The sequence below is a fragment of the Peribacillus sp. NPDC097895 genome (assembly GCF_050277555.1).
In the GTDB taxonomy this organism is placed as follows: Bacteria; Bacillota; Bacilli; order Bacillales; family DSM-1321; genus Peribacillus.
Genome location: NZ_JBNNSH010000002.1, coordinates 316,064 through 341,627, shown reverse-complemented (window position 1 = coordinate 341,627; position 25,564 = coordinate 316,064). Strand labels below are relative to the sequence as shown.

The window sequence follows — 25,564 nt, the reverse complement described above, 5'->3', positions numbered from 1 at the left end:
GGGTTCGCCCTAAAACAAAGTCGTCATTACGTGAATGGAAACATTCATCGGCTTTGTTGACATGTTTTCATGTTCAGCAAGACCTTTGCCTATATGGCAGAGGTCTTTTTATTTTGCCAATGCCGATAGGAGTGGGAATAAAACTATTGGAGGTTGAATGGATGGAAGCATCAATATTATTGGAATATGGCTGGGTCCTGCTTATCTTGGTTGGATTAGAAGGAATACTCGCTGCGGATAATGCAGTCGTCATGGCTGTCATGGTTAAACATTTACCAAAGGAACAACAACGTAAAGCTTTGTTTTATGGTCTGATGGGAGCTTTTGTTTTCCGTTTTGCAAGTCTATTCCTTATTTCCTTTCTTGTCGACGTGTGGCAAGTTCAAGCAATCGGTGCCCTTTACTTACTTTTCATTGCTTTTCAGCATATTTACAAGAAATACGCTGGTAAAGGTGAGAAGGAAGTCACTAAACCTAAAAAGCAATCTGGCTTTTGGATGACGGTAGTAAAAGTTGAAGCTGCCGATATCGCTTTCGCAATCGATTCCATGTTGGCTGCCGTGGCACTCGCTGTGACACTTCCTGCAACAGGCTGGATGAAGGTCGGCGGTATTGATGGTGGGCAATTTGCTGTTATGTTCATCGGTGGTTTGATTGGATTGATCATTATGCGATTTGCAGCTAATGCATTCGTGAAATTGCTTCATCAGCGTCCCTCACTTGAAACGGCAGCATTTTTGATCGTAGGGTGGGTTGGGGTGAAATTAGCGATATATACACTTGCACACCCTTCGTTAGCTGTTATCGATCACCATTTCCCTGAATCAGCTCTTTGGAAATCGATTTTCTGGGTCGTATTGATTGGAATAGCAGTAGGTGCATGGATCATTTCAAGCAAAAAAGAGAAAAAAGAGAAAAAAGAAAAACATATACAAGAAGCATAAAAAATGGGCGTGTCTGCCACGCCTCAGTTTGTAGACAAAAAGGTTACGGAATGTTCCCATTCCGTAACCTTTTTGATTTTTTATTGGATGTTAAGCAGTTAAGGCTGGTGTTTTGTAAGCTGCATCTGTGGCAACAGCTTTTGGTTTACCGACTTTTTCATTCACTTGTTCAACCAAAGACTCTAAGATATGACTATCATGCATATCTCTGGTTGAAATATCTTCCCACACAACTCCATTGCGGTCTGCTGCCGTATGAAACGAATACGCAAACTGTTTAGTATTCGTTCATCTTTCACAAAATAGCCACTCTCAGGGGCAGTTGAACGTTCTTTAAACTCCTTGGTTTCTTCCTATATAAAATTATCTGGTGGAAAAGGCTTCTTTCCACTGTTTTCACGATCTTGATTTATTTCTTATTGAAGGCGTCCTTGATAGGCTCGTGTTTTCTTACGAACGATTTTCTTTCAAATTTCCGCTTATTCGCACTGGCTTTCACATGTGTGGAACGAAAGCATCCTTATCACCTCATGTTTCAAAACAAAGTTAACTGGATCGGGTGTGCGAGTCTTATACGGTCATCCCACTGGCGCAAAGCTCTGAGGGATGACCGCCCTCGGAAAGCGAGTGCCCTACGTTCCAATCAACGGTCATATATTACAAACACTCAAAAAATCTGTAGGCAAACTCAATTATTATCGAGTGTTAGTCAGAATCATTATCTTTATAGATCAAAACAGATTTTTAATATCGATTTAAGGAGATTACCCACAAAAGTCCATGCATGTTTACGAATGATATGTTTAGATGTGAATATTAAATTCCGATTATAAAAATGACAATTGTCCCATGGATTTGTAAAAACTGCGGAAAAAGATATTTTACTGTAATTGCACTGTAATAAACGAGAAAAAACTAAGTATTTTATCATGTGGATATATTATGTGATTTCATTTATATCGCAAAAATAGTTCTTTTGGTACTGTCTTTTAGTCTCCCTCCGCTTAAGATAAATATGTTGATGCGTATTTTATGTTCAACAGGAGCGAGGTGAGCAGATGCTTGGTTTGTTGTTTACAGCATTCAAAAAAAAGCGTTCTTTAGAAGAAACCGTATTGAAAATTCAACAAGGCGATTTAAGCCTTCGTAATGATACAATAGAGTCATTCAAACCATTTATAGCAAAAACCGTCTCATCAGTTTGCAGGCGTTACATATACGAATCAGATGATGAATTTAGTATAGGTATGATTGCCTTTAATGAGGCAATCGACAAATATTCCCCGGAAAAAGGCCGTTCTTTATTGGCATTTGCCGAAACCCTCGTTAAACGAAGGGTTATAGACTATTTAAGAAGCCAGTCGAAACGCAAAGAAATCCTTCTGGACTTATCTTTGAATGATGATGATGATCAAAGCCACATATATATCGATAATGAAAATTCGATTCATGAATACGAGAAGCAAAAAGAATCGGAAAAAAGGAAAGAAGAAATACAGCTTTATATAAGCCATCTACAGGATTTTGGTCTGTCATTTGAGGATCTCGTTGAAAACTCTCCAAAACATGCGGATGCTAGGAAAGGAGCTATAATGATCGCTAAAATGTTAATGGACGATGACGAACTGAAAGAAATCCTGTTTGCAAAAAAGCGTCTGCCAGTGAAACAGCTTGAAGGAAAAGTGGATGTAAGCAGAAAAACGATTGAACGGAACCGAAAGTACATCATTGCTGTGGCAATTATAATAAACGGAGATTTTTTGTACTTGAATGACTATATTAAAGGGGCTATCAATGGATGAAAAAAGGAGTTATTCTTTCAGTTAATAAACGTTTTGTTACCCTATTGACCCCCGAGGGTGAATTTCTAAAAACCAAAAGACAGGAACGTGTATATGAAGTGGGTGAAGAAATCACTTTTGCACCTGTTAAACAAAAGGTCTCTTTTTCCTTGCCCAGCTTTCATTCATCTTTCAAAAAAAAGGCCGTGATAAGCATTGCCTCTACCTTTCTGATTCTTTTTTCGATTCTTCCATCGTATTTCTCTGGTCATGTGTCGGCATATATGACAATAGATGTAAATCCTAGCATTGAATTGGAGCTTGACGATCATTTAGAAGTGCTCAAACTTACCGGCTTAAACGCAGACGGCAAGCTTGTGATTGATCAGCTAAAAAATTGGAGAGGTAAGGATATTAAGACGGTTACAAATCGAATCGTTGCAACGACGAAGCAACTTGGATATTTGAAAGGGGAAAAACAAATAGTTGTTTCCACAACTGTATTGGATAAAGGTAAAAAATTGGATAAGAACTTAAAAGAAGAGATAAAAGAGATATCTGAGCAGGATAATGTTTCAAAAACAAAGATGAAAGTGATTGAGGCAACAAAAAAAGATCGGGAGCAAGCAAAGGAACAAGGAATATCCACAGGTAAATATGTCGAAAAGAAGTTGAATGAAGATAAAGAAAAAGTAAAAGTGAATAAGAGAGAACCTGTACCAGCAGCACCTGAAAAAAAAGTTGAGGAAAAGGTCGATATTTCGACTGAGAAGAGTGCAGCTCAGAGCAATAAGAGCAATTCGGACGAAGAAAAGAAAAAAGAGGACAATACAAATGAAATAAAACAAAAGACTGTAAAGGAAGCCAAACCAATGGTACGGCAAAATCTGAAAACGGTTCCTGCCCCAACCAAAGAAAAAACCAATAGTGAAGATAAAAATGAAAACCGGAATGAGATAAATGGCCTTAAGCAAAAAAAACAGGAGTCAAAAAGGGAATCAGATAGTAACCAAAGCACCCGAAGTAACCACAGCAGTCAAAGCACCCGAAATAACCACAATTACCAAAGTAACCACCGTAATCAATTAATGGACAAACAGAAGAATGAAAAGGCAGATAAAAAGCTTGTTGAGAAACGATATCCAGACAAAGAAAGGGGAAGAGAAAAGGAAAAGAATAAAAACGATCATAGTAAGCACGAAAATAAAAAAGATAAACAAGAGAGGGATAAGTGGAAACGGGGTAATGGGAATGATGAAAACAAGCATTGGACGCAATAATTAAAAAGAGTCCAGCAAGGAGCTGGACTCTTAGCCATGGATATTCAATTGTGTTTTGAATTATTGACCTTTAAGTTGTGATTGAGCTTGTGCTACAAGTCGTTTCGTAATTTCTCCGCCAACTGATCCATTTGCACGTGATGACGTATCTGAACCTAATTGTACACCGAATTCTGATGCAATTTCATATTTGATTTGTTCTAATGCTTGTTCAATTCCAGGAACAAGAAGGTTGTTGCTGCTGTTGTTAGCCATTTGAATCTCCCCTTTACTTTTTCAACGGCTTTTGCCGCTGTAATGATAGTATAAGTAGAATCAAGAGTTTTACTTACATGAACAGCATCAAATTTATTGGTAAACCTGCCTTATTGTTGTATGTAAGTCAGTTTCAAAAGAGAATGGAAAAAAGAATGAAAAAAGGGTAAACTAGAGTTTCAATGGTTATGTGATCCACATAACCATAAAGGAGTAAGAAAGGAAACTCTGAATGGTTGCTATCAAACAAATATTATCAAAGTTAACACCAGCACAGCTTATCGTCGGTTATTATTTTTTGGCCGTCAGTATCTCGACCTTACTATTGAGTCTGCCTGTTGCTCTTAAGCCAGGCGTAGAATTTAAATTCATGGATGCGTTATTCACAGCCGTAAGTGCAGTTAGTGTGACAGGTCTAACAGTTGTTAGTTTGCCCGATGTGTATAATGAGGTAGGCTATTTCATTCTAATGTTTGTTCTCCAATTTGGCGGGATTGGCATCATGACACTCGGAACTTTTTTCTGGTTGATTTTGGGTAAGAAAATCGGCTTGAAGGAAAGACAATTGATCATGACGGATCAAAACCAATCGAATCTCTCAGGCCTTGTTAAATTATTGATTCATATCATTCAGATATTTGTCGTAATTGAAATGATTGGCGCCCTAGTTTTAGGGATTTACTTTCTGGATTATTTTCCAAACTGGAAAGAAGCCTTTTTAAATGGTTTATTTTTGGCAATCAGTGCCACTACTAATGCTGGTTTTGATATTACCGGTACTTCAATGATTCCATTTAAAGACGATTATTTTGTCCAGTTCATCACTATTATCCTTCTTACCCTTGGAGCTATAGGGTTTCCGGTCTTGATTGAGTTGAAAGAATTTTTATCTAATAAAGCCCGTACATATAAGTTTCATTTTTCATTGTTCACGAAACTGACATCGGTCACTTTCTTTTCCTTGATTATTGGGGGAACGCTCCTGATATTCCTTCTGGAGATGAATGGTTTCTTAAAAGATAAGAACTGGCATGAATCGTTCTTCTACTCTTTATTTATGTCATCCAATACGCGAAGCGGCGGGTTAGCAACAATGAATGTGAGCGATTTTTCGGAACCAACCCTTTTGGTGTTGAGCATACTGATGTTCATTGGAGCATCCCCAAGTTCAGTCGGAGGGGGGATTCGTACAACCACTCTGGCTATTATGATGCTTTTCTTATGGAATTTCATGAGGGGGAGGCGCTCGATTAAAGTATTCAAACGGGAGATTCATCCTGATGATATCAGAAAGGCGACTGCAGTGATAATCATGGGGTCGCTCCTATGCATACTGGCCGTCTTCATTTTAACGATTACCGAGAATTTTACTTTAACCCAAATTATCTTTGAGGTTTGTTCGGCTTTTGGATCAGTTGGACTTTCAATGGGAGTCACGCCTGATCTCAGTAATACCGGTAAAGTTGTCATTATGATCATTATGTTTATTGGACGGGTCGGGATCACGTCCCTCCTGTATATTATAGGACACAAAGAAGTTACGGAAATTTATCATTATCCAAAAGAGCGCGTCATTATTGGCTAATGATATAGCAGGACAGAGACCTTTCCAGGGTGGAAAGGTTTTTTGTCTTATTAGCAGGAATCAAAGATAAAATGTTGAAATTTACCTATAAGTGAGTTATCTAACGTATTTATATACAGTATATGCTCAATTTGAACCCTTACTTGCTGGAATTCGATTGGATGAAGATTATATCATTTTCATAAAGGAGGTGGAGGAAATAAAGAAATATACTGGAAGGGTCATTGTTCCTGCCCTGTTCTTCATATTGTTATTGCCCTATTTAGGATTGCTGGATCATGAAGAACGCAGGTTTTCCGCCTTTGAAGGAATATACTTAATCGGCAGTTTATCCATAGCTTGGTGTTTGGGTGCTATCTATGATAATAAACGGAAAACAATTGCTTTATTACAAGATAGCGAAGGACGCTATCGTATTTTCTCCAAGTACTCCAAAGAATTGGTCAATAGCTTCAATGAGGTTATTTTCCAAACGGATGAAAAAGGTAAATGGTTATATTTAAACCCAGCATGGAAATCGATGAGTGGTGCAACCGTAAATGAATCTCTCGGGCTGCACTTTTCTAAACATATGGATAACACTTCTTATCAAGCCGTATTAAAGGCGTTTGCGGAATCATTTCATCAAGGAAATAAATATTTTCGAGTGGACATTAAACTGAATGATGCAAAAAAGGGGACAAGTTGGGTTGAAGCATTCGTTAAACTGATTTACGATGACGCTGGGAAATTCATAGGGACTGCAGGAATATTATCGGAAATTAATGAACGGAAACATGCAGAAGAAAAGCTTGTAAGCCTTAACGAACATTTGGCAATCACATCAAGCAAGTTATCAACCGCTGCCCAACTTGCGGCAGGGATTGCACATGAGGTCAGGAATCCAATGACAGCTATATTAGGATTTGTAAAGTTGATTAAAGATGGGAATGCCGATAAACAGGAGTACTATGAAATAATTTTTTCGGAAATAAACCGGATTGAGCAAGTTCTTAATGAACTCTTGTTGCTCTCGAAACCGACTGGAGCGGTTTTTCTTGAGAAGGATTTAAAAGAAAGCTGCAACCATGTCGTAACACTGTTGGAGACAAACGCCGTACTGAACAATATTCAAATTCATAAAAATTATGATGCAGAACCAATTTTCCTTTACTTTGATGAAAATCAAATTAAACAAGTACTAATAAACATGATAAAAAACTCCATAGAATCGATGCCGAACGGCGGAAATATATTTGTTAGTGTATATGAAAAAAATGGGGAAGTTTATGTAAGCATTTTGGATGAGGGGGAAGGTATTCCAGAAAACTCCCTTCAAAAAGTAGGAGAACCGTTTTTCACTACCAAATCCTCAGGAACAGGATTGGGTCTTTCCGTTTGTTTTAAAATCATCGAAAAGCATGGTGGCAAAGTTTTCATCACAAGTGAACTGAAAAAAGGCACGAAAATCGTATGTGTATTCCCTGCCGTCCAACCCAAGGATGTAAGCGGGAACAATAATGTCCAAGGAAAGGAGATTGAACAATCAGGAAAATAGATTGTCAACTGTCGGAAAAATCGGAAAATAAATAACTAATTATTGGAAAAATCGGAAAATTGCGTGTATACTGTAAAAGTGACAACATACTAACCGGTTAGTTAGTTTGAAAAGGGGGAATTCAATTTGAATTTTGAACATACTCAAAAGGTGAAAAGTCTGGAAAAGAAGTTAAGGGGATTCATGGAAAAACACGTCTACCCCAATGAATCCGTATACAAACAGCAGCTCGAATCACAGGAAAGCCGATGGAGTAAAATACCGCCAATTTTATTTGAATTAACGGCAAAAGCAAAGGAAGAAGGATTATGGAATCTATTTTTACCTGATAGCAGTCATGGAGCGGGTTTAACGAATCTAGAATATGCACCGCTTTGTGAAATCATGGGAAGGTCGATGATAGGACCCGAAATCTTCAATTGTAATGCGCCGGATACCGGAAATATGGAAGTGTTGGTGAGATACGGTTCAGAGGAACATAAGGAACGCTGGCTGAAGCCGCTACTTGCTGGGGAAATCCGCTCATGCTTCTCTATGACAGAACCAGACGTAGCTTCTTCGGATGCGACCAATATTGAATGCAGGATTGAAAAGTCAGGAAATGAATATGTCATAAACGGCCGGAAATGGTGGTCTTCGGGAGCAGGCGATCCCCGATGCAAAATTGCCATTGTCATGGGCAAGACGAATCCTGAAGCATCCAAGCATGAACAACAGTCCATGATTCTTGTACCGCTGGATACACCGGGTGTCAAAATCGAGAGATTGCTTCCTGTTTTTGGTTACGATCATGCACCGCATGGCCATGCTGAAATCAATTTTGAAAATGTAAGGGTTCCTGCTGAGAATATTTTATGGGGGGAAGGCAAAGGATTTGCGATTGCCCAGGGAAGACTCGGACCTGGGAGGATACATCATTGCATGAGGCTGATTGGGGCTGCTGAAAGAGCACTTGAAGAATTATGTAAGCGCATTCAAGATCGGGTTGCTTTTGGAAAACCTTTGGCTAGACAAGGTGTGATCATGGAATGGGTGGCTGATTCAAGGATTGAAATCGAACAAGCAAGGCTTCTGACTCTAAAAGCTGCCTATATGATGGATACTGTCGGGAACAAGGAAGCGAAGGCGGAGATTGCCATGATTAAAGTGGTTGCACCGAATATGGCATTGAAAGTCCTGGATCGGGCCATTCAAGGGTTTGGAGCTGCAGGGATCTCCGATGATTTCCCTTTTGCTGCACATTGGGCAAATGCCCGGACGTTGAGACTTGCCGATGGTCCGGATGAAGTGCACCGGTCACAAATAGCTAAAATCGAACTTCGAAAATACCAGCAGAAGCATGAGGTGAATATATGAAAGTTACCGACCTATTCGATTTGACTGGTAAAACGGCAATCATAACCGGTGGGGGGAGGGGGTTGGGAGAACAAATAGCGACCGGCTTTGCCGAAGCAGGTGCCAATGTCGTTCTTTGTTCTAGAAAGAAGGAAGCATGCGATGAAGTAGCCTCTCGCATGCAAAGTATTGGAGTCAGGGCACTTTCCTTCAAGTGTGATATCACCAATCCCTCAGATGTACAAGAAGTCGTTAACGAAACTTACCGGGAGTTTGGTTCCATTGATATTTTAGTGAACAATAGCGGGGCATCTTGGGGAGCTCCAGCTGTCGACATGCCACTGGAAGCCTGGCAGAAGGTGATGAATGTCAATGTAACTGGAACCTTTATCATGAGCCAGACTGTAGGCAGGGTCATGATTGAACAGGGACATGGAAAAATCATAAACATCGCTTCTGTCGCTGGATTAGGAGGGACGGACCCGAGGGTGCTTGATACAGTCGGATATAATACGAGCAAAGGGGCAGTCATTGTTTTAACAAAGGATTTAGCCGTTAAATGGGGCCAGCATAATATCAATGTTAATGCAATCGCACCTGGATTCTTCCCGACAAAAATGAGTAAAGGGGTGCTTGAACAAGGAAAGAATCCGATCTTGGATTCCACTCCGCTTAAAAGGTTAGGGAGTGATGATGATTTAAAAGGGGCAGCGGTTTTCCTAGCTTCAAAAGCATCTGATTATGTGACTGGAAATATCTTGATTGTTGATGGGGGTTCGCATGCAATGTAATGAAAAGTAAGTAAATATGGCTGGAGGGTATGGAATGATGAACGAAAGAAAATGGCTGTCCATTTATCCCGATTCAATATCAAAGGAAATAAAGGTTCCTGAGTTTCCGATGCAAAGAATTCTTGAACATGCATATGAGTCCTATCCAAACAATACAGCTATTACTTTTTATGGTCGGAAGATTTCTTATCAGGAACTTTTTCATGCGTCGCAAGCATTTGCTTCAGCCCTTCAAAAAAAAGGTGTCCAAAAAGGCGATCGTGTCGCCATCATGCTGCCTAACTGTCCACAATACGTCATTGCGTATTATGGATCTTTGACCACAGGAGCGATTATCACACAAATCAATCCAATGCTGGTTGAAAGGGAGTTGCAGCATATCCTGCAGGACTCCGGGGCAGAAACCATTGTGGTATTGGACGGTTTATATCCGAAAGTCAAAAGTGTGCAGCAGCACGCAAATGTGAAAAATATTATCGCAGTGAGCCTGCAGCCATCGGAAGCAGATTTCCAACCTGATGCTTCCTTTGACCAATTCATGAAGTCAGGAGACGGAAAAATCAACCCAGTAACGATCGACCCGGAAAATGATATAGCCGTTCTTCAGTATACAGGAGGAACGACAGGCCGTTCAAAAGGGGCAATGCTGACTCATGGCAATATTCTGGCTAACGTTGTTCAATCATATGAATTCTTCAAGCATGAATTAAAAATGGGCTCAGAAAGAACGTTGTCGGTCATACCGCTTTTTCATGTATTTGGAATGACCTCGGCCATGAATTTATCCGTGTATATCGCGGGGGATTCAATCATGCTGCCACGATTTGAAATAGAGGAAGTGCTTGAAACGATAAAACGTGAACAGCCGACGACTTTTCCTGGTGTACCAACCATGTATGTAGCTTTGACGAATCATCCTAAAGCAGATGAATATGGAATGGGCTCCATACAGCTCTGTAACAGCGGAAGTGCACCTATGCCCGTGGAACTCCTACGTGAGTTTGAACGGAAATCAGGTGCGAAGATATTGGAAGGCTATGGTCTTACGGAAGCTTCGCCAACAACGCATTGTAACCCCGTATTTGCCGACAGAAAGCCTGGGAGTGTCGGGATTGGTATCCCTTCAACTGATTATAAGGTGATGGATCTAGGTGACGGGACAAAAGAAGTGGCCCCCGGCGAGATGGGGGAATTGGTCGTCAAAGGACCACAAGTGATGAAAGGTTACTGGAATATGCCAGAGGAAACGGCTGTGACTCTTAGGGATGGTTGGCTTTATACGGGTGATATCGCCAAAGTTGATGAGGAAGGGTATCTCTATATTGTCGACAGGAAAAAAGATTTGATCATCGCAAGTGGTTATAATATTTATCCTCGTGATGTGGAAGAAGTTCTCTATGAACATCCTGCTGTCCTGGAAGCGGTTGTCATCGGAGTTCCGGATGCGTATCGAGGAGAGTCGGTTAAAGCGGTGCTAGTACTTAAAAATAATCAAAAGGCAAGCGAACGGGAAATCATCGATTACTGCCGAGCAAACCTATCGGCATATAAAGTTCCTCATGTCCTCGAATTTCGTGAGGAGTTACCGAAAACAAATGTTGGAAAGATTTTAAGGCGTGCTTTAAGAGAAGAATTTTCCAGGGGATAAGTGGATTTGATAGTACGAAAGCGTATGACTTCAATTCAGCTGAAATTTTAACAGATTGCGAGGATGCTTACATGAAAGAAAAAATGACAGAACATAGCATACGCTTATTCGAAAAGAAGGGGTTTAGTGAAACGTCGATTACTGATATCGTCGAATCGGTTGGGGTTACGAAGGGAACGTTTTATTATTACTTTACGAGTAAAGAGCAGTTGCTAATGGATATTCATCTCGCTTATATTGACGAGTTGCTTAGTGAGCAGGAAAAAATCATTTTGGACCCTGAAAAAAGTTGTAAGGATAAGCTTTTTGAAATGGTGTATATGCTTTTAAAGAGCATTAAGACTAAAAAGTCAAGCGCAATGGTCTTTTTCCGCGAAATGAAAAATCTAAGTGATGAAAAACTGGCACAAATCCTGCCTAAGCGAGATCTGTTCCGAAATAAAATCGAGCAGGTACTGATTACTGGCATCGAGAGCGGAGAACTGCGGTCCAATCTCGATGCATCCATCATTTCTTTTGCTATCTTGGGTGTGGTCAATTGGAGCTATCATTGGTTCGACCCAGCAGGGGAAAAAAATGAACAGGAAGTGGCACGTATTTTCATGGAGATGATTCTACAGGGGATTGAAGCGTGATATAGGTTACATACTAACTAGTTAGTAGAGGGGAGATAGATGACATGACCAACAAGCAAATTCAATCTATAACCGTAATTGGAGCTGGCCAAATGGGGCATCAAATTGCGATGCTCGCTGCACTTGGAGGTTACGAGACGATTCTTCAAGATGTTCAGGAAAAAGCATTGAATGAGGCCAAGGAAAAATTGGATGTCATTTTGAATAAGTGGGTTCAAAAAGGAAAATTGTCTGAAGATCGTAAATTGGCAGCTTTTAGTCGACTTCAATATACGACCGATTTGGAAAAAGCGGCCAGTGGAGCTGATTTAGTCATTGAAGCGGTTGTCGAAAAGCTTGAAGTGAAACGTGAAGTTTTTGCTAAACTGGAGGAATTGGCCCCAGCAGAAACCATTTTTGCTACGAATAGTTCAACGATTGTCAATAGCCTGCTTTCAAGTGTGACAAACCGTCCGGATAAATTCATTAATATGCATTTCTTTTTTCCACCTCTTATTATGGATTGTGTTGAGGTTGTCATGAGTGACCAAACATCAGAAGAAACAGCAAAGCTTGCGATGGAAGTCACTCAGAAAATGAATAGGACAGGTGTTTTATTAAGGAAAGAAATTTCGGGATTCGTAGCCAATCGGATATTGGGTGCACTGCAGCGTGAAGCTTTATATTTGTATGAAGAAGGAATTGTGGACTATAAGGATATCGATCTAATTTGCAGAAAAGCGTTAAGCCATCCCATCGGCCCTTTTGAACTTATGGATTTATCAGGAATTGATGTGGGGTATTTTGTCATGCAGCAGCGATTTAATGAAACGGGGAATCCAGAAGATAAGCCAAATGCTTGTATAGAAGAAAAAGTGAAACAGGGACATTTAGGAAGGAAAACTGGTAAGGGTTGGTATGAATATCCGAATCAAGGAGTGAAGAATTGATGCCAAAGTTCATTAGATTGGAAAAAGAAAATAAGCTTGCAATCATAACCATTGATAATCCTCCATTAAACGTAATCAGCAGACAAGTATTCAGGGAATTGGGAGAAATATTCACAGAACTTTCAAATGATGATGAAATGGTAGCAGTACTGATAACTGGTACAGGCAATATGGCTTTTGCGGCTGGTGCAGATATAAAAGAATTTCCAACCATGATGGGAAATCCGAATATGAAAGAAAGAGTAAAGGAAAGTCATGCGGTTTTAACCAAAATTGACCAATTTCCTAAACCTACGATAGCCGTATTAAACGGGTTGACTTTAGGAGGCGGATGCGAACTGGCTTTGGCCTGTGATTTGCGCGTTGCCGAAACACAGGTTCAAATTGGCCTGCCGGAAGTCAAATTAGGGTTATTTCCAGGAGCTGGTGGTACACAGCGATTGTCCAGACTTGTTGGAAACGCCAAAGCAAAGGAAATGATCTTTACCGGTGATCCGATTGATGCTAAAGAAGCGGAAAAAATCGGGCTCGTCAATAAAATCGTCGAGCAAGGCTGTGGCTTATCAGAGGCGAAGATTTTAGCCTCAAGAATGACGAGGCACTCCCTTCAATCACTGTCGAGAATCAAGAAGGCGATCAATGAGGGAAGCGAGGCAACGCTTGAACAAGGTCTAGAAATTGAAACGGATCTTTTTGAAGAAATCTTCCAAACTGAAGATGTGAAAGAGGGGGTCTCCGCTTTCTTGGATAAGCGTAAACCTGCTTTCGTTCATCGATAATCTAGGAGGGATTTTATGCATGAATTAGAAGTCAACGTCCGTTTTTCCGAAACGGATGCTTTGGGACACATCAATAATACAAACTATTTCATATATCTGGAAGAAGCACGCATGAAATTTTTTGAAGCTTTGGGTCTGACGACAAATGCCGAATCATGGAATTTTTTGTTAGCCTCCACAAAATGCGATTTTATTGCTCAGGGATATTTCAATCAACTCTTGACCATTCGAACTTCTTTGACAAAGGTAGGTACGAAAAGCTGTGACATGGCCCATGAAATCCTTTGTTCACAAACTGGTGCGTCCATTGCCAAGGGGAGTGCGGTTTTAGTCTTTTTTAATTTTTCGAATCAAAAAAGCGAACCTATTCCGGAAATGATTAAAGAAAAGCTCATCTCACATCTTGTTCATAATTAGAATGGTAAAAGTCTAAAAGGGGTTGAAGAATATGGTTGATGATACAATTCCAGTTCGGCCTGGCGAGGAGCTTAATCTTGATGCATTAGTAGATTTCCTCAGAAAAAATGTGTTGGACCTTCCCAAGGAACCGTTAGAACTGCAACAATTTTCAACAGGCTACTCCAATTTGACCTATCAGCTGAAAATGGGAGAGTGGGAGGCTGTACTGAGAAGACCTCCGCTTGGTCCTGTTGCTCCAAAGGCACATGATATGAAACGTGAACATCATATCCTTTCACGAATCAACCCGTATTTTCATGCTGCTCCCGAGCCTATCCTTTATTCGGATGATGAATCAATTGCTGGTGCCCCTTTTTTCCTGATGGAAAGGAAACATGGAATTGTAATAGATACTGAATTTCCCGCGGGAATCGAGCCTACTTTTGAACGATGCCGTCAGCTTTCTAATGTGTTGGTCAATCGGCTGGCAGATCTACACTCCATTCCCCATGAGAAAACGGGATTAGCGGAGATCTCCAAACCTGAAGGATTCATTGAAAGACAAGTATACGGCTGGATTTCCCGATATGAGAGAGCAAAGACTGATGAAATCAAAGAAGTGGCGCCGCTTATCAATTATTTGAAGCAGAATATCCCAAAATATAGCCAGACCTCCATTATCCATTATGACTATAAGATCAATAATGCCATGTTCAATCAAGATCTTACCGAAATGGTTGGGCTATTCGATTGGGAAATGTCCACAGTTGGCGATCCGCTGGCAGATCTAGGAGTGGCTTTAAGCTATTGGACGGAAAGTGGTGATCCAGAATTAATCAAATTCGGTTTGGGCCAAGCGTCCATCACTACTTTAAATGGTTTTCTGACACGAAAGGAATTTATCGAGTCGTATGCAGCGAGAAGTGGAAGGGATGTTTCAAACGTCGATTTTTACTTAACCTTTGGTTACTTTAAGTTAGCTGTCATCCTTCAGCAAATCTATTATCGATATAAAAAAGGCCAGACAAGTGATCCCCGCTTTTCCAAACTCGGAAAAACCGTAAAAAGCTTGCTCACCCATGCAGCAAATGTAGCAGTGGAGGAAGTTTAATAAAATGGGGCATGTACAACACATTCATTTGTTAATAAAAAAAGAAGAGATAGATAGGAAAAAGCTTCAAGAAGGGGAGAAAGTGGCAGTTATCCTGGATGTCCTGTTAGCGACCACGACGATTATTTCAGCGCTTCATAATGGAGCTCGCCAGGTGATACCTGTCATGGATCCAGTTGATGCCCTATTGAAAAGCCAGGAATTGAAAATAGGAGATTTTCTAATGGCAGGGGAACTGAAAGCAAAGCCTGTTGATGATTTAATGTATCCCAGTCCGACGCTTTTGAGTAAGTTGGTACGCGATAAAACGCTAATATTGTCCACGACTAACGGAACGGTTGCATTGAGAAATTCTGCAGCGGCTAAGAAAGTATATATCGCTTCTTTGCTGAATAATCCAGCTGTTGCAGAAAGAATAAAAAAACATCATCAAATAGAAACGATCATCATCGTATGTTCAGGGAACTCAGGTGAATTCAGTCTGGAAGACTTTTATGGGGCAGGTCATCTGATAGATTGCATGATTGCTGGATCACAAGGAAGGTTCATACTTAATGATGCAGCAAGGGCTGCAACCACACTATATAGCACGAACATCGATAATGCTTTCGATATTTTGCAATCATCTTATGTCGGACAGCTATTCGATAAACACAGCTTGGTCGCAGATTTGAAATTGGCTGCACAAAAGGGTTCGATTGACCTTGTTCCAGAGTTGGTGGATGGACGAATCGAAGCTGAATTGAAAAAGCAGGAAACGTAGTATAAAAATCATGATAAGGGGTGAGGGGCATGAGGTTTTCACAAGCAATAGCGGTGGTGACTGGTGCTGGATCTGGGATTGGGAAAGCTACAGCGCTGCGCTTATCGGACGAAGGGGCACGGGTATTATTGGTAGGGCGGACGAAAGGAAAGCTGAAGGAAGCGGCGGCTGAAATCAATGCCCGGCATACTATTCCCATGGCCGATATTTTCCCTGCAGATGTGACGGACGAGGATGATGTAAAAGATCTGGCCATGTATGTACAGGAACAATATCGTGACCTTCACATTTTAATCAATAACGCAGGTGGATCAAAGTCCTCGAAGCTTTTGGATACAACTGTAGATGATTGGGAAATGATTCAACATGTCAATCTGAAAAGTGTCTTCCTTGTTTCCAAGTACTTGGGGAAAGTGATGGTAGAGGGAGCGAGCGATGGAAATGAAGAGCCCGTCAACCGGGCAATCGTGAATGTCGCCTCACTGTCAGGACATCAAGCAGGAGCACTCATCCCCCACTACAGCTCGGCTAAAGCTGGCGTAATCAGTTTAACGAAATCATTGGCACTGGAACTGGCATCAGCTGGCATTCGGGTCAATTCCGTTTCACCCGGTTTTATTGAAACGCCATTAACAGAAGATGGATTGCAAAATGAAAAGTTTGTAAAGTCGATTCAACGAAACACGGTACTGGAAAGAGTGGGGAAAGCTGAAGAAATTAGTAATGTCATTACATTTGCTGCTTCCCCGGAAGCGTCATATATGACAGGGACCGATATTTTGGTGGATGGTGGCTGGTTGATCAAGTAGAAAAAAGGGGATGGGTAAATGTTAAAAGAACACTTATTAACAGAAGTAATCGATAACGTATTGATCCTGACTTTAAATCGTCCTGAGAGCTTGAATGCCTTTAGCCCGGATATGATTGCAAACCTAACGAAAGAGATAAAAGATGTTAAACAAAAGCCCCATATAAGGGCCGTAGTCATCAAAGGAGCGGGACGATCATTCACGGCAGGAGGAGACGTGAAGTCGATGGGGAAGGCCTCTGCAAGTCAATTGTATGATCATGTCGGCAGAATGAATGAATGCATCTTGGCCATTGATGCTTCTGAGGTTCCCGTAATCGCTGCCGTCCATGGATTCGCGGCAGGGGCCGGTTTCAATTTGGCACTCGCTTGCGACTTGATCGTCGCTTCAGATGATAGTCAATTTGCCATGAGTTTTTCACAGGTAGGTCTGATTTCAGATGGAGGGGGTTCGTATTTTTTACCAAAGTTAGTTGGCCCACATCTTGCAAAGCAACTCTTCTTTTCAGCGGAGCCGATTTCTGCTGAGCGCTTATATACGTTAGGGATCATTAATTATTTATATCCACTCCATCAACTTGAAGAAGAAGCGCTAAAACTTGCGAAAAAGCTTGCCAACGGCCCGACAAAAGCATTTGGAATGATGAAAAAACTCGTCAGTCATTCATTTGCGGCTACACTGGATGAAATGCTCGAACAGGAGCGAATTACGCAAACCTTGATGGCCTCCACAGAAGATCATTTAGAGGGAGTAGCTGCATTCAAAGAGAAACGAAAACCGGAATTTACGGGAAATTAATAAGGGAGGGACAATGATGAGAGCCATTCAATTTGAAAAATACGGCGGACCGGAAGTACTGAAAATGACGGAAAAGGAAAAACCCGTGCCGACTGGCCATGAAGTGCTGATAGAAATCGATTGTGTCGGCGTCAATTATGCAGATACGGCCAGGAGGGAAGGGCAATATGTAGTACCTACGCCGCTTCCGTTCATTCCAGGTGCAGAAGTGGCAGGCGTAGTGGTGGAAGTTGGTGGGAAAGTGACCAAAATCAAACCAGGGACAAGGGTCGTGAGTTTAATCGAATCTGGTGGATATTCTGAATATGCCCTATCCGATGAATACTCTGTCATTCCGCTTCCTGATGCCATTCCGTTTCATGAAGCTGTTGCCCTGCCGCTTCAAGGTCTTAGTGCCTATCATATTCTAAAGACGATGGGACGTCTGCAGCAAGGGGAGTCCGTTTTGGTACATGCTGCAGCAGGAGGAGTGGGAACGATTGCTGTTCAGCTTGCCAAAATCTTTGGTGCTGGAAAGGTGATAGCAACCGCCAGCACCGAGGAAAAGTTGGAATTAGCTAAAAAGATGGGGGCAGATGAACTAATCGATTACACTAAGGAAGGCTGGGAAGTGAAAGTGCGTGAGGCCACAGGTGGGAAGGGCGTTGATGTGGCACTTGAAATGGCTGGAGGAGACATTTTCAATAAAACATTGAAATGTTTGGCGCCGTTTGGCCGACTTATCGTTTTTGGTAATGCCAGCCGGGAGGCATATAAGATGAACCCACAGCAATTAATGAGGCGGAATCAATCCGTCGTAGGTTTTTTCCTGCCGCAGATCATGAAAAACCCAGAATTGCTGTTGCCTAGCATAGAGGATCTTTTTTCTTACGTGATGTCTGGCGAGCTTAAACTGACTATCGGAGGCATTTATCCGTTTGAAAAGGCAGCAAATGTTCATGAAGAAATGAACACCCGTCAAACGAAAGGAAAATTGATTTTGCAGGTTAAATAAAGTAAAGGGGTGTACACCGAATGGGTGATACACCCCTTTGGTTTTAATGGAGATTTCAGGGGTCCCCTTGACCGCCGGTTGCCACTCAATCTGTATCAAAGCTAACATCTTTATCAGGATGCATAAAAGGAGGTTGCGGAGCTTTTTTAGCTTCTAAAAGTTCGCGGTTTTCTGTTGAATTCCAGCCAATATCATTAGTGGGGTGAATCCATTCGTCACCAGCCATGATTTCCGGGTCTGTTTCTTCACTCCAATTTTCAAGTGGTGAGTTTTCTGATGAATATTTACTATCACCGATGACAACCCCATAATCATTAATAAATGGAGCTTTTGGTTTTATACCTGTTCCTTTAAAGCTTGGTGCATTAATTTGGTGGGGTTGTGTATCAGCCATGATTGGCGAATCCAATTTCTTTTTCATATTGTCTCTCCCTTTTCGTTTTATGATTATTTTTCTCGTCTGTCCCTATATTATCCCTGAATAATTTTCGGCAGTTTTACCCCATTCTAAAACGTAAAATTTATTAAAAAGGGTGGATGTAAAATGAAACGGAAAGCAAATGTGGATGGTGCTATCAAAGCAAGTAAGACACCAAAAAGAAACCAAGCCGAAAATGAGTTTTCCAATGAGTTCGCTTTAGAGGAAAACCCAATGAAAGGTGCCAACCGCAATTCAAAGCAAGGTAGAAAAGGAAGAAGTTAATGGATAAAGCTAAACGGAATTCCCAGGAAGAACAGATGGGAGAACATGTTCGGACTGAATTTGGAATCGAATTCAGCGGCGATATGAATGCAACTAAAATTTATGAAATATTGGCAAAAGAAAATAAAAAGCGTGATAGTAAATAAATGAATAAGGACGGACCCAATTTTGGGCTCCGTCCTTATTCTTAAATAATGATGCTCCCAGATTTCGAGAAAGCGAAAATGGATGAGCCTTTACCACTCGGATCAAAATAGGCAAGCATGATCGAGGGGTTTTCAACGATTGTCCCCTTCGCTAAATAGGTTTCCAAATCAAAGGGAAGGGCCTCAAGCAATGTGTGTTTGTGTATCTCTTTTTCATTAAGTGCCAAAGCAGTGAAAGTAGGTCCAAGCTGTTCAGGGTTATTTAGGATAGCTTCATAAATCTCTTTCCGTCCCTGTTTATCCAGTGAAGCTTCCCACCATGGTTTACGTGGCTTGTACTTTTGATTTTTGAAATAATCCAACTTCATGAGTCCGATAATGTTTTTCAGCTCGGCTGATTCCCTGGAAGCTAGAAACTGCTGTAGGCGTCGGAACAGGTCTTCAAGTTGATGTCCGATTCGTGACCAGCCTTGTTCATCCCAATAGGTCCCGAAATCTTGAAAAAAGTCGAATGGTGATTGAAATACCGAATTAACCAGATACTCTGTTGTATGATCCATTCTATGGTCGTTCCAGTATTTTTCAAGGACATCTTCTACTTGCTTAATGCGGACGATATCATCGAAGGATAATACATTATTTCCAAGAATTTCATAAGGAGCATGATCACTGTATATATATTGGTGCTCATCGGCACGTATCCTTAAGCCAGTTCCACGGAGCATTTTTAAGAAACCAAGCTGCATTTCTTCCGGCCTTAGTTCAAATACATCATTGAAGGTCTTTCTGAAGGTTTGATAATCTTCTTCAGGTAAACCGGCAATCAGGTCTAAATGCTGATCGATTTTCTGCCCTTCTTTAACCATTGTAACGGTCCGGGTCAGTTTTTCGAAATTTTGTCTCCTCATCACAAGGTCATTCGTATGGTCATTCGTTGATTGTACACCGATCTCAAAGCGGAATAATCCTGCAGGAGCGTTATCGTTCAAGAACTGGATAACTTCCGGACGCATGATATCGGCCGTGATTTCAAACTGGAAAACCACGCCAGGAAGATGTTCATCAATTAAAAATTGAAACATATCCATGGCATAGCTTCGGCTGATATTGAAGGTTCGGTCAACGAACTTAATGGTCTTTGCACCATTTGCCATAAGGTACCTGATATCTTCTTTAATCTTTTCACGGTCAAAATACCTGACTCCCACTTCAATGGATGAAAGGCAAAATTGGCAACTGAACGGACACCCGCGGCTCGTTTCGATATAAGTGACACGTTTAGATAGATCGCCACGGTCTTCTTCCAAACGATAGGGTGTAGGAAGCGACTTCAAATCAACCTTGCCGTTCTGTGGCTGGATGATTTTTTTTCCGTCTTGTCGATAGGCGATGCCGCCGACCTTCTTATAATCGTTTGCACCTTCAATTTCAGATAAAAGGGCCTTGAAGGTTACTTCACCTTCGCCAATGACAATAAAATCGGCCCCGGGAATCTGATCAAGCCATTCACCAACATCATATGTGACTTCAGGTCCTCCGAGAATGATAACCAATTCTGGATTGATCTTCTTCAGCATGGCTACGACTTTCATTGTTTCTTCGATGTTCCAAATATAGCAGCTGAACCCGATGACATCAGGTTTTTTGGAGTGAAGGTCACCAGCGATGTTCATAATCGGATCTTTTATTGTATATTCAGCCAGCTGAACATCATAATCCGGCTGGGCGTAAGCCTTTAAATAACGTATGGAAAGTGAAGTATGAATGTATTTTGCGTTAAGAGTACTGATTATTATATTCATGTTAAAGGGCGTAAAAAAACGCCTGTCTCCTTTCGTGTACATGTCTTTTTAAGCAAACAAGCACTAACGAGTAATTTTACCATAGCGCGCTCCATTTGAAAAATTAGTTATTGGTAATGAAGGGGAATCTTTTCAGCTTGAGAAGTTTAATGAAAAGACTTCGAAAAAAACGGATAAAGCAAAAATGCTTTATCCGTTTTTTTTAAAATGCCTGTTTTATATACTCTTTTGTTTTAATCATGAATCGTTTTGTTTTGGTCGCCTTCAATTCGATGATTGGCTGGGCCATTGTAGCGATCATTTCGCTTGATAATAACACAGTGATCAAGAAAGAGAGGCCGGCGAGCATGATGAAGCTCTCTGTATTACTGAAGTAGTCATGTATAGTGCTTTCACGGAAGAAACGAATGAAGAAGCCGTGAAGCAAATACACATATAAAGTTTGTTTACCCCAATTCGTAAAGAAATATTGTCCCCTTGGGATGAAAGATAGAAAGCTAAACACTGAAATTATGCTCAATCCGTAAAATCCCAGACGTTTAAACATGGACACGATCGTCGCATCTTCAAGCTCGGCATACGGTTTTGAACCGAGGAGCCATTTATAATTGATATCGGTATTTAAATAGAAACCGATAAAAATAACTAACATGATACCAAGTGAAGCCAAACGAACTTTGGGTGTGAATAATTTTTTTAAATGGTCTTTGCTTAAATGGTAACCGATTAAAAACATCGGGAAAAAAACGAAAGTCCTTGAGAGACTAAGATAATTGGAGATATTGTCAATATACCCAATCAATAAAGCGATTAATAAAGATAAAGCTATGCCTACTGAAGGCTTAAGCTTTGAAAAACCAAGCAGCATGATGTTCCAACAGAATAAACTGATCAAGAACCAAAGCGACCATTGGGGATCGAGCAAGTCTACAGTGATGGCAGACCGTTCATATAAGAAATAATAGTAAACGGTATATATCAATTGGAAAATAACGTAAGGCAGGATTAATTTTTTTGTAATTTTAGCTAAATATCCTTTTTGATAAAAGCCTTTTGCAAAGAATCCTGATACAAGGATAAAGGCTGGCATGTGAAAGGAATAAATGGTTTTATATAAAGCGTATATCGTTTCGCTGTCATGTATATACGTATTCAGCAAATGACCAAAGACGACAAAGGCCATGAGAATGAACTTGGCGTTATCGAAGAAAAAATCACGTTGTTTCATATTTGCCTCCATATAATAAATTTTTAAGGTAGCTAGAAAGCATTGTTATTTCTATACCCTAAATACGCAATGCGTAATCCTTTTTTATTAAATTTATTATAATTCCCTTAAATTAAGCTTAACGTTAAGTATTAAAGGATTCAACATACTATAATTTGACATAGAGGAAAATTTAGGTTTTCCATAATTGATTCGATTTTCGAAAATACCGAGGAAATTCAAAATGGGCGTCGAATAAAGTTTGGTGAGTAGTGGGTTTGGAAAAGGGGTGTTAATATGAATATCGGTTATGAAAATGAAACGGAATATAAACAAGAGATTATAAAATTGAATAAACAGGTTAAAGGATTATTGGACATTTTCAATTCAATGTCCGAACCTTATATTAGGGTTGATGATGAACTAAGGCTTACATATGTCAATGATGCCACTTGTTCCCTGCTGGAAACATCGAAAGATCAGCTGGATTCGATGAAGATAACTGATTTTTTCGATCCCATCTATTTAAGTAATCAGGAAGAGTCGGGTTCCCGAAAAAAACTAAATGGAAGAGAAAGGAAGATGATCCAGCTTCATACGGGGGCTCTTAAGCAAATTGAATTTGTGCTTATGGGTGAACTTTCCGAAGGACAGCAAATTTATCGATTGGAAGATGTGACATTGGATGTTTCTTTCTCCAAGGAAACAAGAATGTCTAGGCAGATGTTTTTGGACATATTTGATGCAGCCGTAGAAAGTATCGTCCTTTTCGATAGTTCGGGAATCATCATGGAAGTGAATCATGCCTTTATCCATTTTTTAGGAATCCCCAAAAAAGAGATTGTCGGAAAGAATATGATGGATCTCATATCCCCGGATTACAAGACCTATTGGGAAGAAAGCATACAAAGAGTCCACGCAGAGTCGAACTTCAAAGGAGAGGTAGAGTTAATGATCCGGGATGTACCCCATCATTTTACATTTTCCATTAGTTCAACGATCGGAAATGAATTATACATGTCGGTATTACGAAGACTTACAGAATCAAATTTAATAGAAAAGAAGTTAGAGACGAGCGAACGGATTTTTGCGGAACTATTCGACCAGTCAATGGATGCGATCATATTTTGGAATGATGACGGAATTATTTTTCGAGTCAATCAATCAGCATGTAAAATATTTGAATCCAGCCGGGAGGAATTGATAGGGAGTTATATTTGGAAATATGTGTACAGCAACAATCATCATTTTGGCCAGATGATGGAAACGTTTGAAAGGGACACCCAAGTGAGGGGGGAACTGATTTATAAAATGCCGAATCATCAAATTAAATTACTTGAATTGACCGCAAAAAAACACGAAGGTGATGGGTATAACGTAACGATTTTTCGAAATGTCAGCGAACGCTGGCTGATTGAGAAGGAATTAAGGGATAGTGAAAAGAAATTCAGGAAAATTTTCGAGGGAACTTTGGACGGCTTGATTTTATGGAATCATGAAGGGTTCACGGATATTAATGAAGCGGGTCAGAAAATATTGGAAATATCGAAGCGCAAACTACTTTCTTTGTCTGTAAAGGGATTCATCAAGAAAATTCCTGGAAATGCACCTGACGTGAACGCCCACATTGAAAATGTATATAAGCATGAGGTCTACTCATCCATCATTCCGATAACATTCGAAGATGGGAGAGTTAAGCATATCGAATTCTTAACGAGGAAAAATTTATATTCGAACCTGAATCTAAGTATTTTCCGTGATGTGAGTAAAAATCTTGAAATGCAGGAACAGATCCGTAAATCGGATACATTGAATGTCGTGGGTGAACTGGCGGCAGGGATTGCCCACGAAATCAGGAATCCAATGACGGCTTTAAAAGGTTTTATCCAGTTGCTTGAGGATGGTGTTAAGGGGGATTTTTCCACCTATTTTCATGTAATTACATCTGAAATTAAACGAATCGAAACCATTATCACGGAATTTTTGGTATTGGCAAAGCCACAGGCGCTAAAAGTTTTTAAACAAGATGTTCATACCATTTTGAGGGAGACACTAGAATTGCTTGCAGCTCAGGCATTGCTGGAAAATATCCAATTTGAAACAGACTTCGAAGAAGAAGAGTTTACTGTTTTATGTGAAGCGAACCAGTTGAAACAAGTATTCATAAACATAATCAAAAATGCATTGGAAGTCATGCCGGATGGTGGATCTGTTCGGATTAAAACAAGCAGATATTCAGAGAAACACATTTGTATTTCAATTACTGATCAAGGTATGGGGATCTCGACGGAAAAGCTGAAAAAGTTAGGTGAACCTTTTTATACGACGAAGGATAGGGGAACGGGGCTTGGGCTCATGGTCAGCTATAAAATCATAGAAGAGCACAATGGCTATATAGAAGTCGAAAGCGAAGTAGATAAAGGGACGTGCTTTCATATATATTTGCCATTCGAGTATTGATAATAGAGTGGGGTGAATATCATTGCCCTCTGCTCAGTTATTCAATTTGTTAATGGGGATCCTTCTTCAAACGGATTCCTTTTTTTTATTGGCTTCATATCTCATCTTTATGATGCAGCAATAAGTTGTACCAATTTTGAAAAGGATGAAACTCAATTTTGTACTTATTTTCTATGATAGTGAACGGACGGAGGATTCTAGCGTACAGTGAAAATCAAAGGGGAGAACTTTCGAAGCAGGTTCGAACGGGCAACATATCAGGCCCGCCGTATCAAGAAATTTCCGTCATATCCTGTCTGCAGGCAGGTCAAGCTTTATCGCAATTTAAGAAGTTTTGTCTTTTTTTGCGAATCTATTTACATATAAGGCATATTTTGTAATACTTCATTATTATAATGTAACTTTAAAAGGGCAGGAGTAGTGAATGTAGTTATGAATTCTAGGTGTGTAACGGAAATTTGTTCTGAGATTCGAATGAAGCGTTGGGAAATGATGGAGTTGGCAAAAATGTATGGGATAGGTCATGAGTATACCCTTCGCCAAAGCGAGCAACTTGATAAACTTATAAATGAATATTTGATTCTTCAACATCATTCGTCAGTGGAAGTGAAAAATAAGCGAGAAGATATGGTTGTGATTGTTCAGAAGCCCTTCCATGAGGATATTACATTTTAAATGGAACTAAAATGCATGCATGCACGACCAAGCGGTAGGGAGAAAATCACTTTTAGTTAAAAGATTAGTTGTTCGTTACAAATGGAAACGAACTTGAACTTTACGAAGATTTCTGAGAATAATTCAAGAAATACTCATATACGGTTTGAAGCCGAAATTCGACTGAGTTGAATACTTTGAAAATCTTTTTGTACAAGG

The 25,564-nt window shown here is 40.3% G+C and carries 25 protein-coding genes and 1 pseudogene; 21 read left to right on the top strand and 5 right to left on the bottom strand.

Annotation, left to right across the window (positions count from 1 at the left end; translation table 11 throughout):
* Positions 1 to 161: 161 nt before the first annotated feature.
* Positions 162 to 944 carry a TerC family protein gene (locus ACQKMH_RS12965; RefSeq protein ID WP_427587871.1) on the top strand — a complete coding sequence of 261 codons (783 nt, stop codon included), beginning with the start codon at positions 162 to 164 and terminating at the stop codon, positions 942 to 944.
* 96 nt (positions 945 to 1,040) lie between these two features.
* On the opposite strand, the pseudogene ACQKMH_RS12960 reads toward ACQKMH_RS12965, so the two are convergent.
* Positions 1,041 to 1,452 (bottom strand): annotated as a pseudogene (locus ACQKMH_RS12960) (IS5/IS1182 family transposase); the annotation flags it as partial.
* Between the two features lie 550 nt (positions 1,453 to 2,002).
* Here ACQKMH_RS12960 and sigI point away from each other — a divergent pair.
* Together sigI and ACQKMH_RS12950 are read left to right on the top strand one after the other, a co-directional pair.
* The gene (gene sigI, locus ACQKMH_RS12955) at positions 2,003 to 2,746 is read left to right on the top strand and encodes an RNA polymerase sigma factor SigI (RefSeq protein ID WP_427587870.1); all 744 of its coding nucleotides are present in this window, start codon (positions 2,003 to 2,005) and stop codon (positions 2,744 to 2,746) included.
* On the top strand, positions 2,743 to 4,005 hold the full coding sequence (locus ACQKMH_RS12950) for an anti-sigma-I factor RsgI family protein (RefSeq protein ID WP_427587869.1): 1,263 nt from the start codon (positions 2,743 to 2,745) through the stop codon (positions 4,003 to 4,005). The genes sigI and ACQKMH_RS12950 overlap by 4 nt, the downstream gene beginning before the upstream one ends.
* Positions 4,006 to 4,065: 60 nt before the next feature.
* On the opposite strand, the gene ACQKMH_RS12945 is transcribed toward ACQKMH_RS12950, so the two are convergent.
* Positions 4,066 to 4,260: an alpha/beta-type small acid-soluble spore protein gene (locus ACQKMH_RS12945; protein WP_230157610.1), complete on the bottom strand. Its 195-nt coding sequence runs from the start codon at positions 4,258 to 4,260 to the stop codon at positions 4,066 to 4,068.
* Between the two features lie 232 nt (positions 4,261 to 4,492).
* Between ACQKMH_RS12945 and ACQKMH_RS12940 the strand changes: the two genes are divergently transcribed.
* The 14 genes from ACQKMH_RS12940 (at position 4,493) to ACQKMH_RS12875 (ending at position 18,373) form a co-directional block, all read left to right on the top strand.
* Complete coding sequence (locus tag ACQKMH_RS12940) at positions 4,493 to 5,845, top strand: TrkH family potassium uptake protein (protein WP_427587868.1); 1,353 nt, start codon at positions 4,493 to 4,495, stop codon at positions 5,843 to 5,845.
* A 91-nt stretch (positions 5,846 to 5,936) separates the two neighbouring features.
* Positions 5,937 to 7,382 (top strand): ATP-binding protein, encoded by a 1,446-nt coding sequence (locus tag ACQKMH_RS12935; protein WP_427587867.1) that lies wholly within the window; start codon positions 5,937 to 5,939, stop codon positions 7,380 to 7,382.
* Positions 7,383 to 7,508: 126 nt separating this feature from the next.
* Positions 7,509 to 8,738, top strand: a complete 1,230-nt coding sequence (locus tag ACQKMH_RS12930) for an acyl-CoA dehydrogenase (protein WP_427587866.1) — start codon at positions 7,509 to 7,511, stop codon at positions 8,736 to 8,738.
* A complete protein-coding gene (locus tag ACQKMH_RS12925) occupies positions 8,735 to 9,508 on the top strand; it encodes an SDR family oxidoreductase (protein ID WP_427587865.1) in 774 nt (257 codons plus the stop codon). The genes ACQKMH_RS12930 and ACQKMH_RS12925 overlap by 4 nt, the downstream gene beginning before the upstream one ends.
* 37 nt (positions 9,509 to 9,545) lie before the next feature.
* On the top strand, positions 9,546 to 11,156 hold the full coding sequence (locus ACQKMH_RS12920; protein WP_427588499.1) for a long-chain-fatty-acid--CoA ligase: 1,611 nt from the start codon (positions 9,546 to 9,548) through the stop codon (positions 11,154 to 11,156).
* Positions 11,157 to 11,227: 71 nt separating this feature from the next.
* Positions 11,228 to 11,791 carry a TetR/AcrR family transcriptional regulator gene (locus ACQKMH_RS12915; RefSeq protein WP_427587864.1) on the top strand — a complete coding sequence of 188 codons (564 nt, stop codon included), beginning with the start codon at positions 11,228 to 11,230 and terminating at the stop codon, positions 11,789 to 11,791.
* 44 nt (positions 11,792 to 11,835) lie between these two features.
* Positions 11,836 to 12,720, top strand: a complete 885-nt coding sequence (locus ACQKMH_RS12910) for a 3-hydroxyacyl-CoA dehydrogenase family protein (protein WP_427587862.1) — start codon at positions 11,836 to 11,838, stop codon at positions 12,718 to 12,720.
* A complete protein-coding gene (locus ACQKMH_RS12905) occupies positions 12,720 to 13,499 on the top strand; it encodes an enoyl-CoA hydratase/isomerase family protein (RefSeq protein WP_427587861.1) in 780 nt (259 codons plus the stop codon). Before ACQKMH_RS12910 ends, ACQKMH_RS12905 begins: the two co-directional genes overlap by 1 nt.
* A gap of 15 nt (positions 13,500 to 13,514) precedes the next feature.
* Positions 13,515 to 13,916 carry an acyl-CoA thioesterase gene (locus ACQKMH_RS12900; RefSeq protein ID WP_427587860.1) on the top strand — a complete coding sequence of 134 codons (402 nt, stop codon included), beginning with the start codon at positions 13,515 to 13,517 and terminating at the stop codon, positions 13,914 to 13,916.
* Between the two features lie 31 nt (positions 13,917 to 13,947).
* Positions 13,948 to 15,009: a phosphotransferase family protein gene (locus tag ACQKMH_RS12895; protein WP_427587859.1), complete on the top strand. Its 1,062-nt coding sequence runs from the start codon at positions 13,948 to 13,950 to the stop codon at positions 15,007 to 15,009.
* A gap of 4 nt (positions 15,010 to 15,013) precedes the next feature.
* Entirely contained in the window at positions 15,014 to 15,772 is a 759-nt protein-coding gene (locus ACQKMH_RS12890; RefSeq protein ID WP_427587858.1) for a 2-phosphosulfolactate phosphatase, read from the top strand.
* 29 nt (positions 15,773 to 15,801) lie between these two features.
* Complete coding sequence (locus ACQKMH_RS12885) at positions 15,802 to 16,581, top strand: SDR family NAD(P)-dependent oxidoreductase (protein ID WP_427587856.1); 780 nt, start codon at positions 15,802 to 15,804, stop codon at positions 16,579 to 16,581.
* A gap of 18 nt (positions 16,582 to 16,599) precedes the next feature.
* A complete protein-coding gene (locus ACQKMH_RS12880) occupies positions 16,600 to 17,379 on the top strand; it encodes an enoyl-CoA hydratase/isomerase family protein (RefSeq protein WP_427587854.1) in 780 nt (259 codons plus the stop codon).
* A 16-nt stretch (positions 17,380 to 17,395) separates the two neighbouring features.
* Complete coding sequence (locus ACQKMH_RS12875) at positions 17,396 to 18,373, top strand: quinone oxidoreductase family protein (protein WP_427588498.1); 978 nt, start codon at positions 17,396 to 17,398, stop codon at positions 18,371 to 18,373.
* An 85-nt stretch (positions 18,374 to 18,458) separates the two neighbouring features.
* Here ACQKMH_RS12875 and ACQKMH_RS12870 read toward each other — a convergent pair whose 3' ends face one another.
* Positions 18,459 to 18,794: a DUF3905 domain-containing protein gene (locus ACQKMH_RS12870; protein WP_427587853.1), complete on the bottom strand. Its 336-nt coding sequence runs from the start codon at positions 18,792 to 18,794 to the stop codon at positions 18,459 to 18,461.
* Between the two features lie 123 nt (positions 18,795 to 18,917).
* Between ACQKMH_RS12870 and ACQKMH_RS12865 the strand changes: the two genes are divergently transcribed.
* Together ACQKMH_RS12865 and ACQKMH_RS12860 are read left to right on the top strand one after the other, a co-directional pair.
* Positions 18,918 to 19,076 carry a hypothetical protein gene (locus ACQKMH_RS12865; protein ID WP_230157588.1) on the top strand — a complete coding sequence of 53 codons (159 nt, stop codon included), beginning with the start codon at positions 18,918 to 18,920 and terminating at the stop codon, positions 19,074 to 19,076.
* Entirely contained in the window at positions 19,076 to 19,222 is a 147-nt protein-coding gene (locus tag ACQKMH_RS12860; protein ID WP_427587852.1) for a hypothetical protein, read from the top strand. The genes ACQKMH_RS12865 and ACQKMH_RS12860 overlap by 1 nt, the downstream gene beginning before the upstream one ends.
* 41 nt (positions 19,223 to 19,263) lie before the next feature.
* On the opposite strand, the gene ACQKMH_RS12855 is transcribed toward ACQKMH_RS12860, so the two are convergent.
* Together ACQKMH_RS12855 and ACQKMH_RS12850 are read right to left on the bottom strand one after the other, a co-directional pair.
* A complete protein-coding gene (locus tag ACQKMH_RS12855; protein ID WP_427587851.1) occupies positions 19,264 to 21,024 on the bottom strand; it encodes a B12-binding domain-containing radical SAM protein in 1,761 nt (586 codons plus the stop codon).
* A gap of 202 nt (positions 21,025 to 21,226) precedes the next feature.
* Positions 21,227 to 22,252, bottom strand: a complete 1,026-nt coding sequence (locus ACQKMH_RS12850; RefSeq protein ID WP_427587849.1) for an acyltransferase family protein — start codon at positions 22,250 to 22,252, stop codon at positions 21,227 to 21,229.
* Positions 22,253 to 22,528: 276 nt separating this feature from the next.
* Between ACQKMH_RS12850 and ACQKMH_RS12845 the strand changes: the two genes are divergently transcribed.
* Positions 22,529 to 24,691 (top strand): PAS domain S-box protein, encoded by a 2,163-nt coding sequence (locus tag ACQKMH_RS12845; protein ID WP_427587848.1) that lies wholly within the window; start codon positions 22,529 to 22,531, stop codon positions 24,689 to 24,691.
* 432 nt (positions 24,692 to 25,123) lie between these two features.
* The gene (locus ACQKMH_RS12840; protein ID WP_427587847.1) at positions 25,124 to 25,366 is read left to right on the top strand and encodes an aspartyl-phosphate phosphatase Spo0E family protein; all 243 of its coding nucleotides are present in this window, start codon (positions 25,124 to 25,126) and stop codon (positions 25,364 to 25,366) included.
* The last annotated feature ends 198 nt before the right edge of the window (positions 25,367 to 25,564 follow it).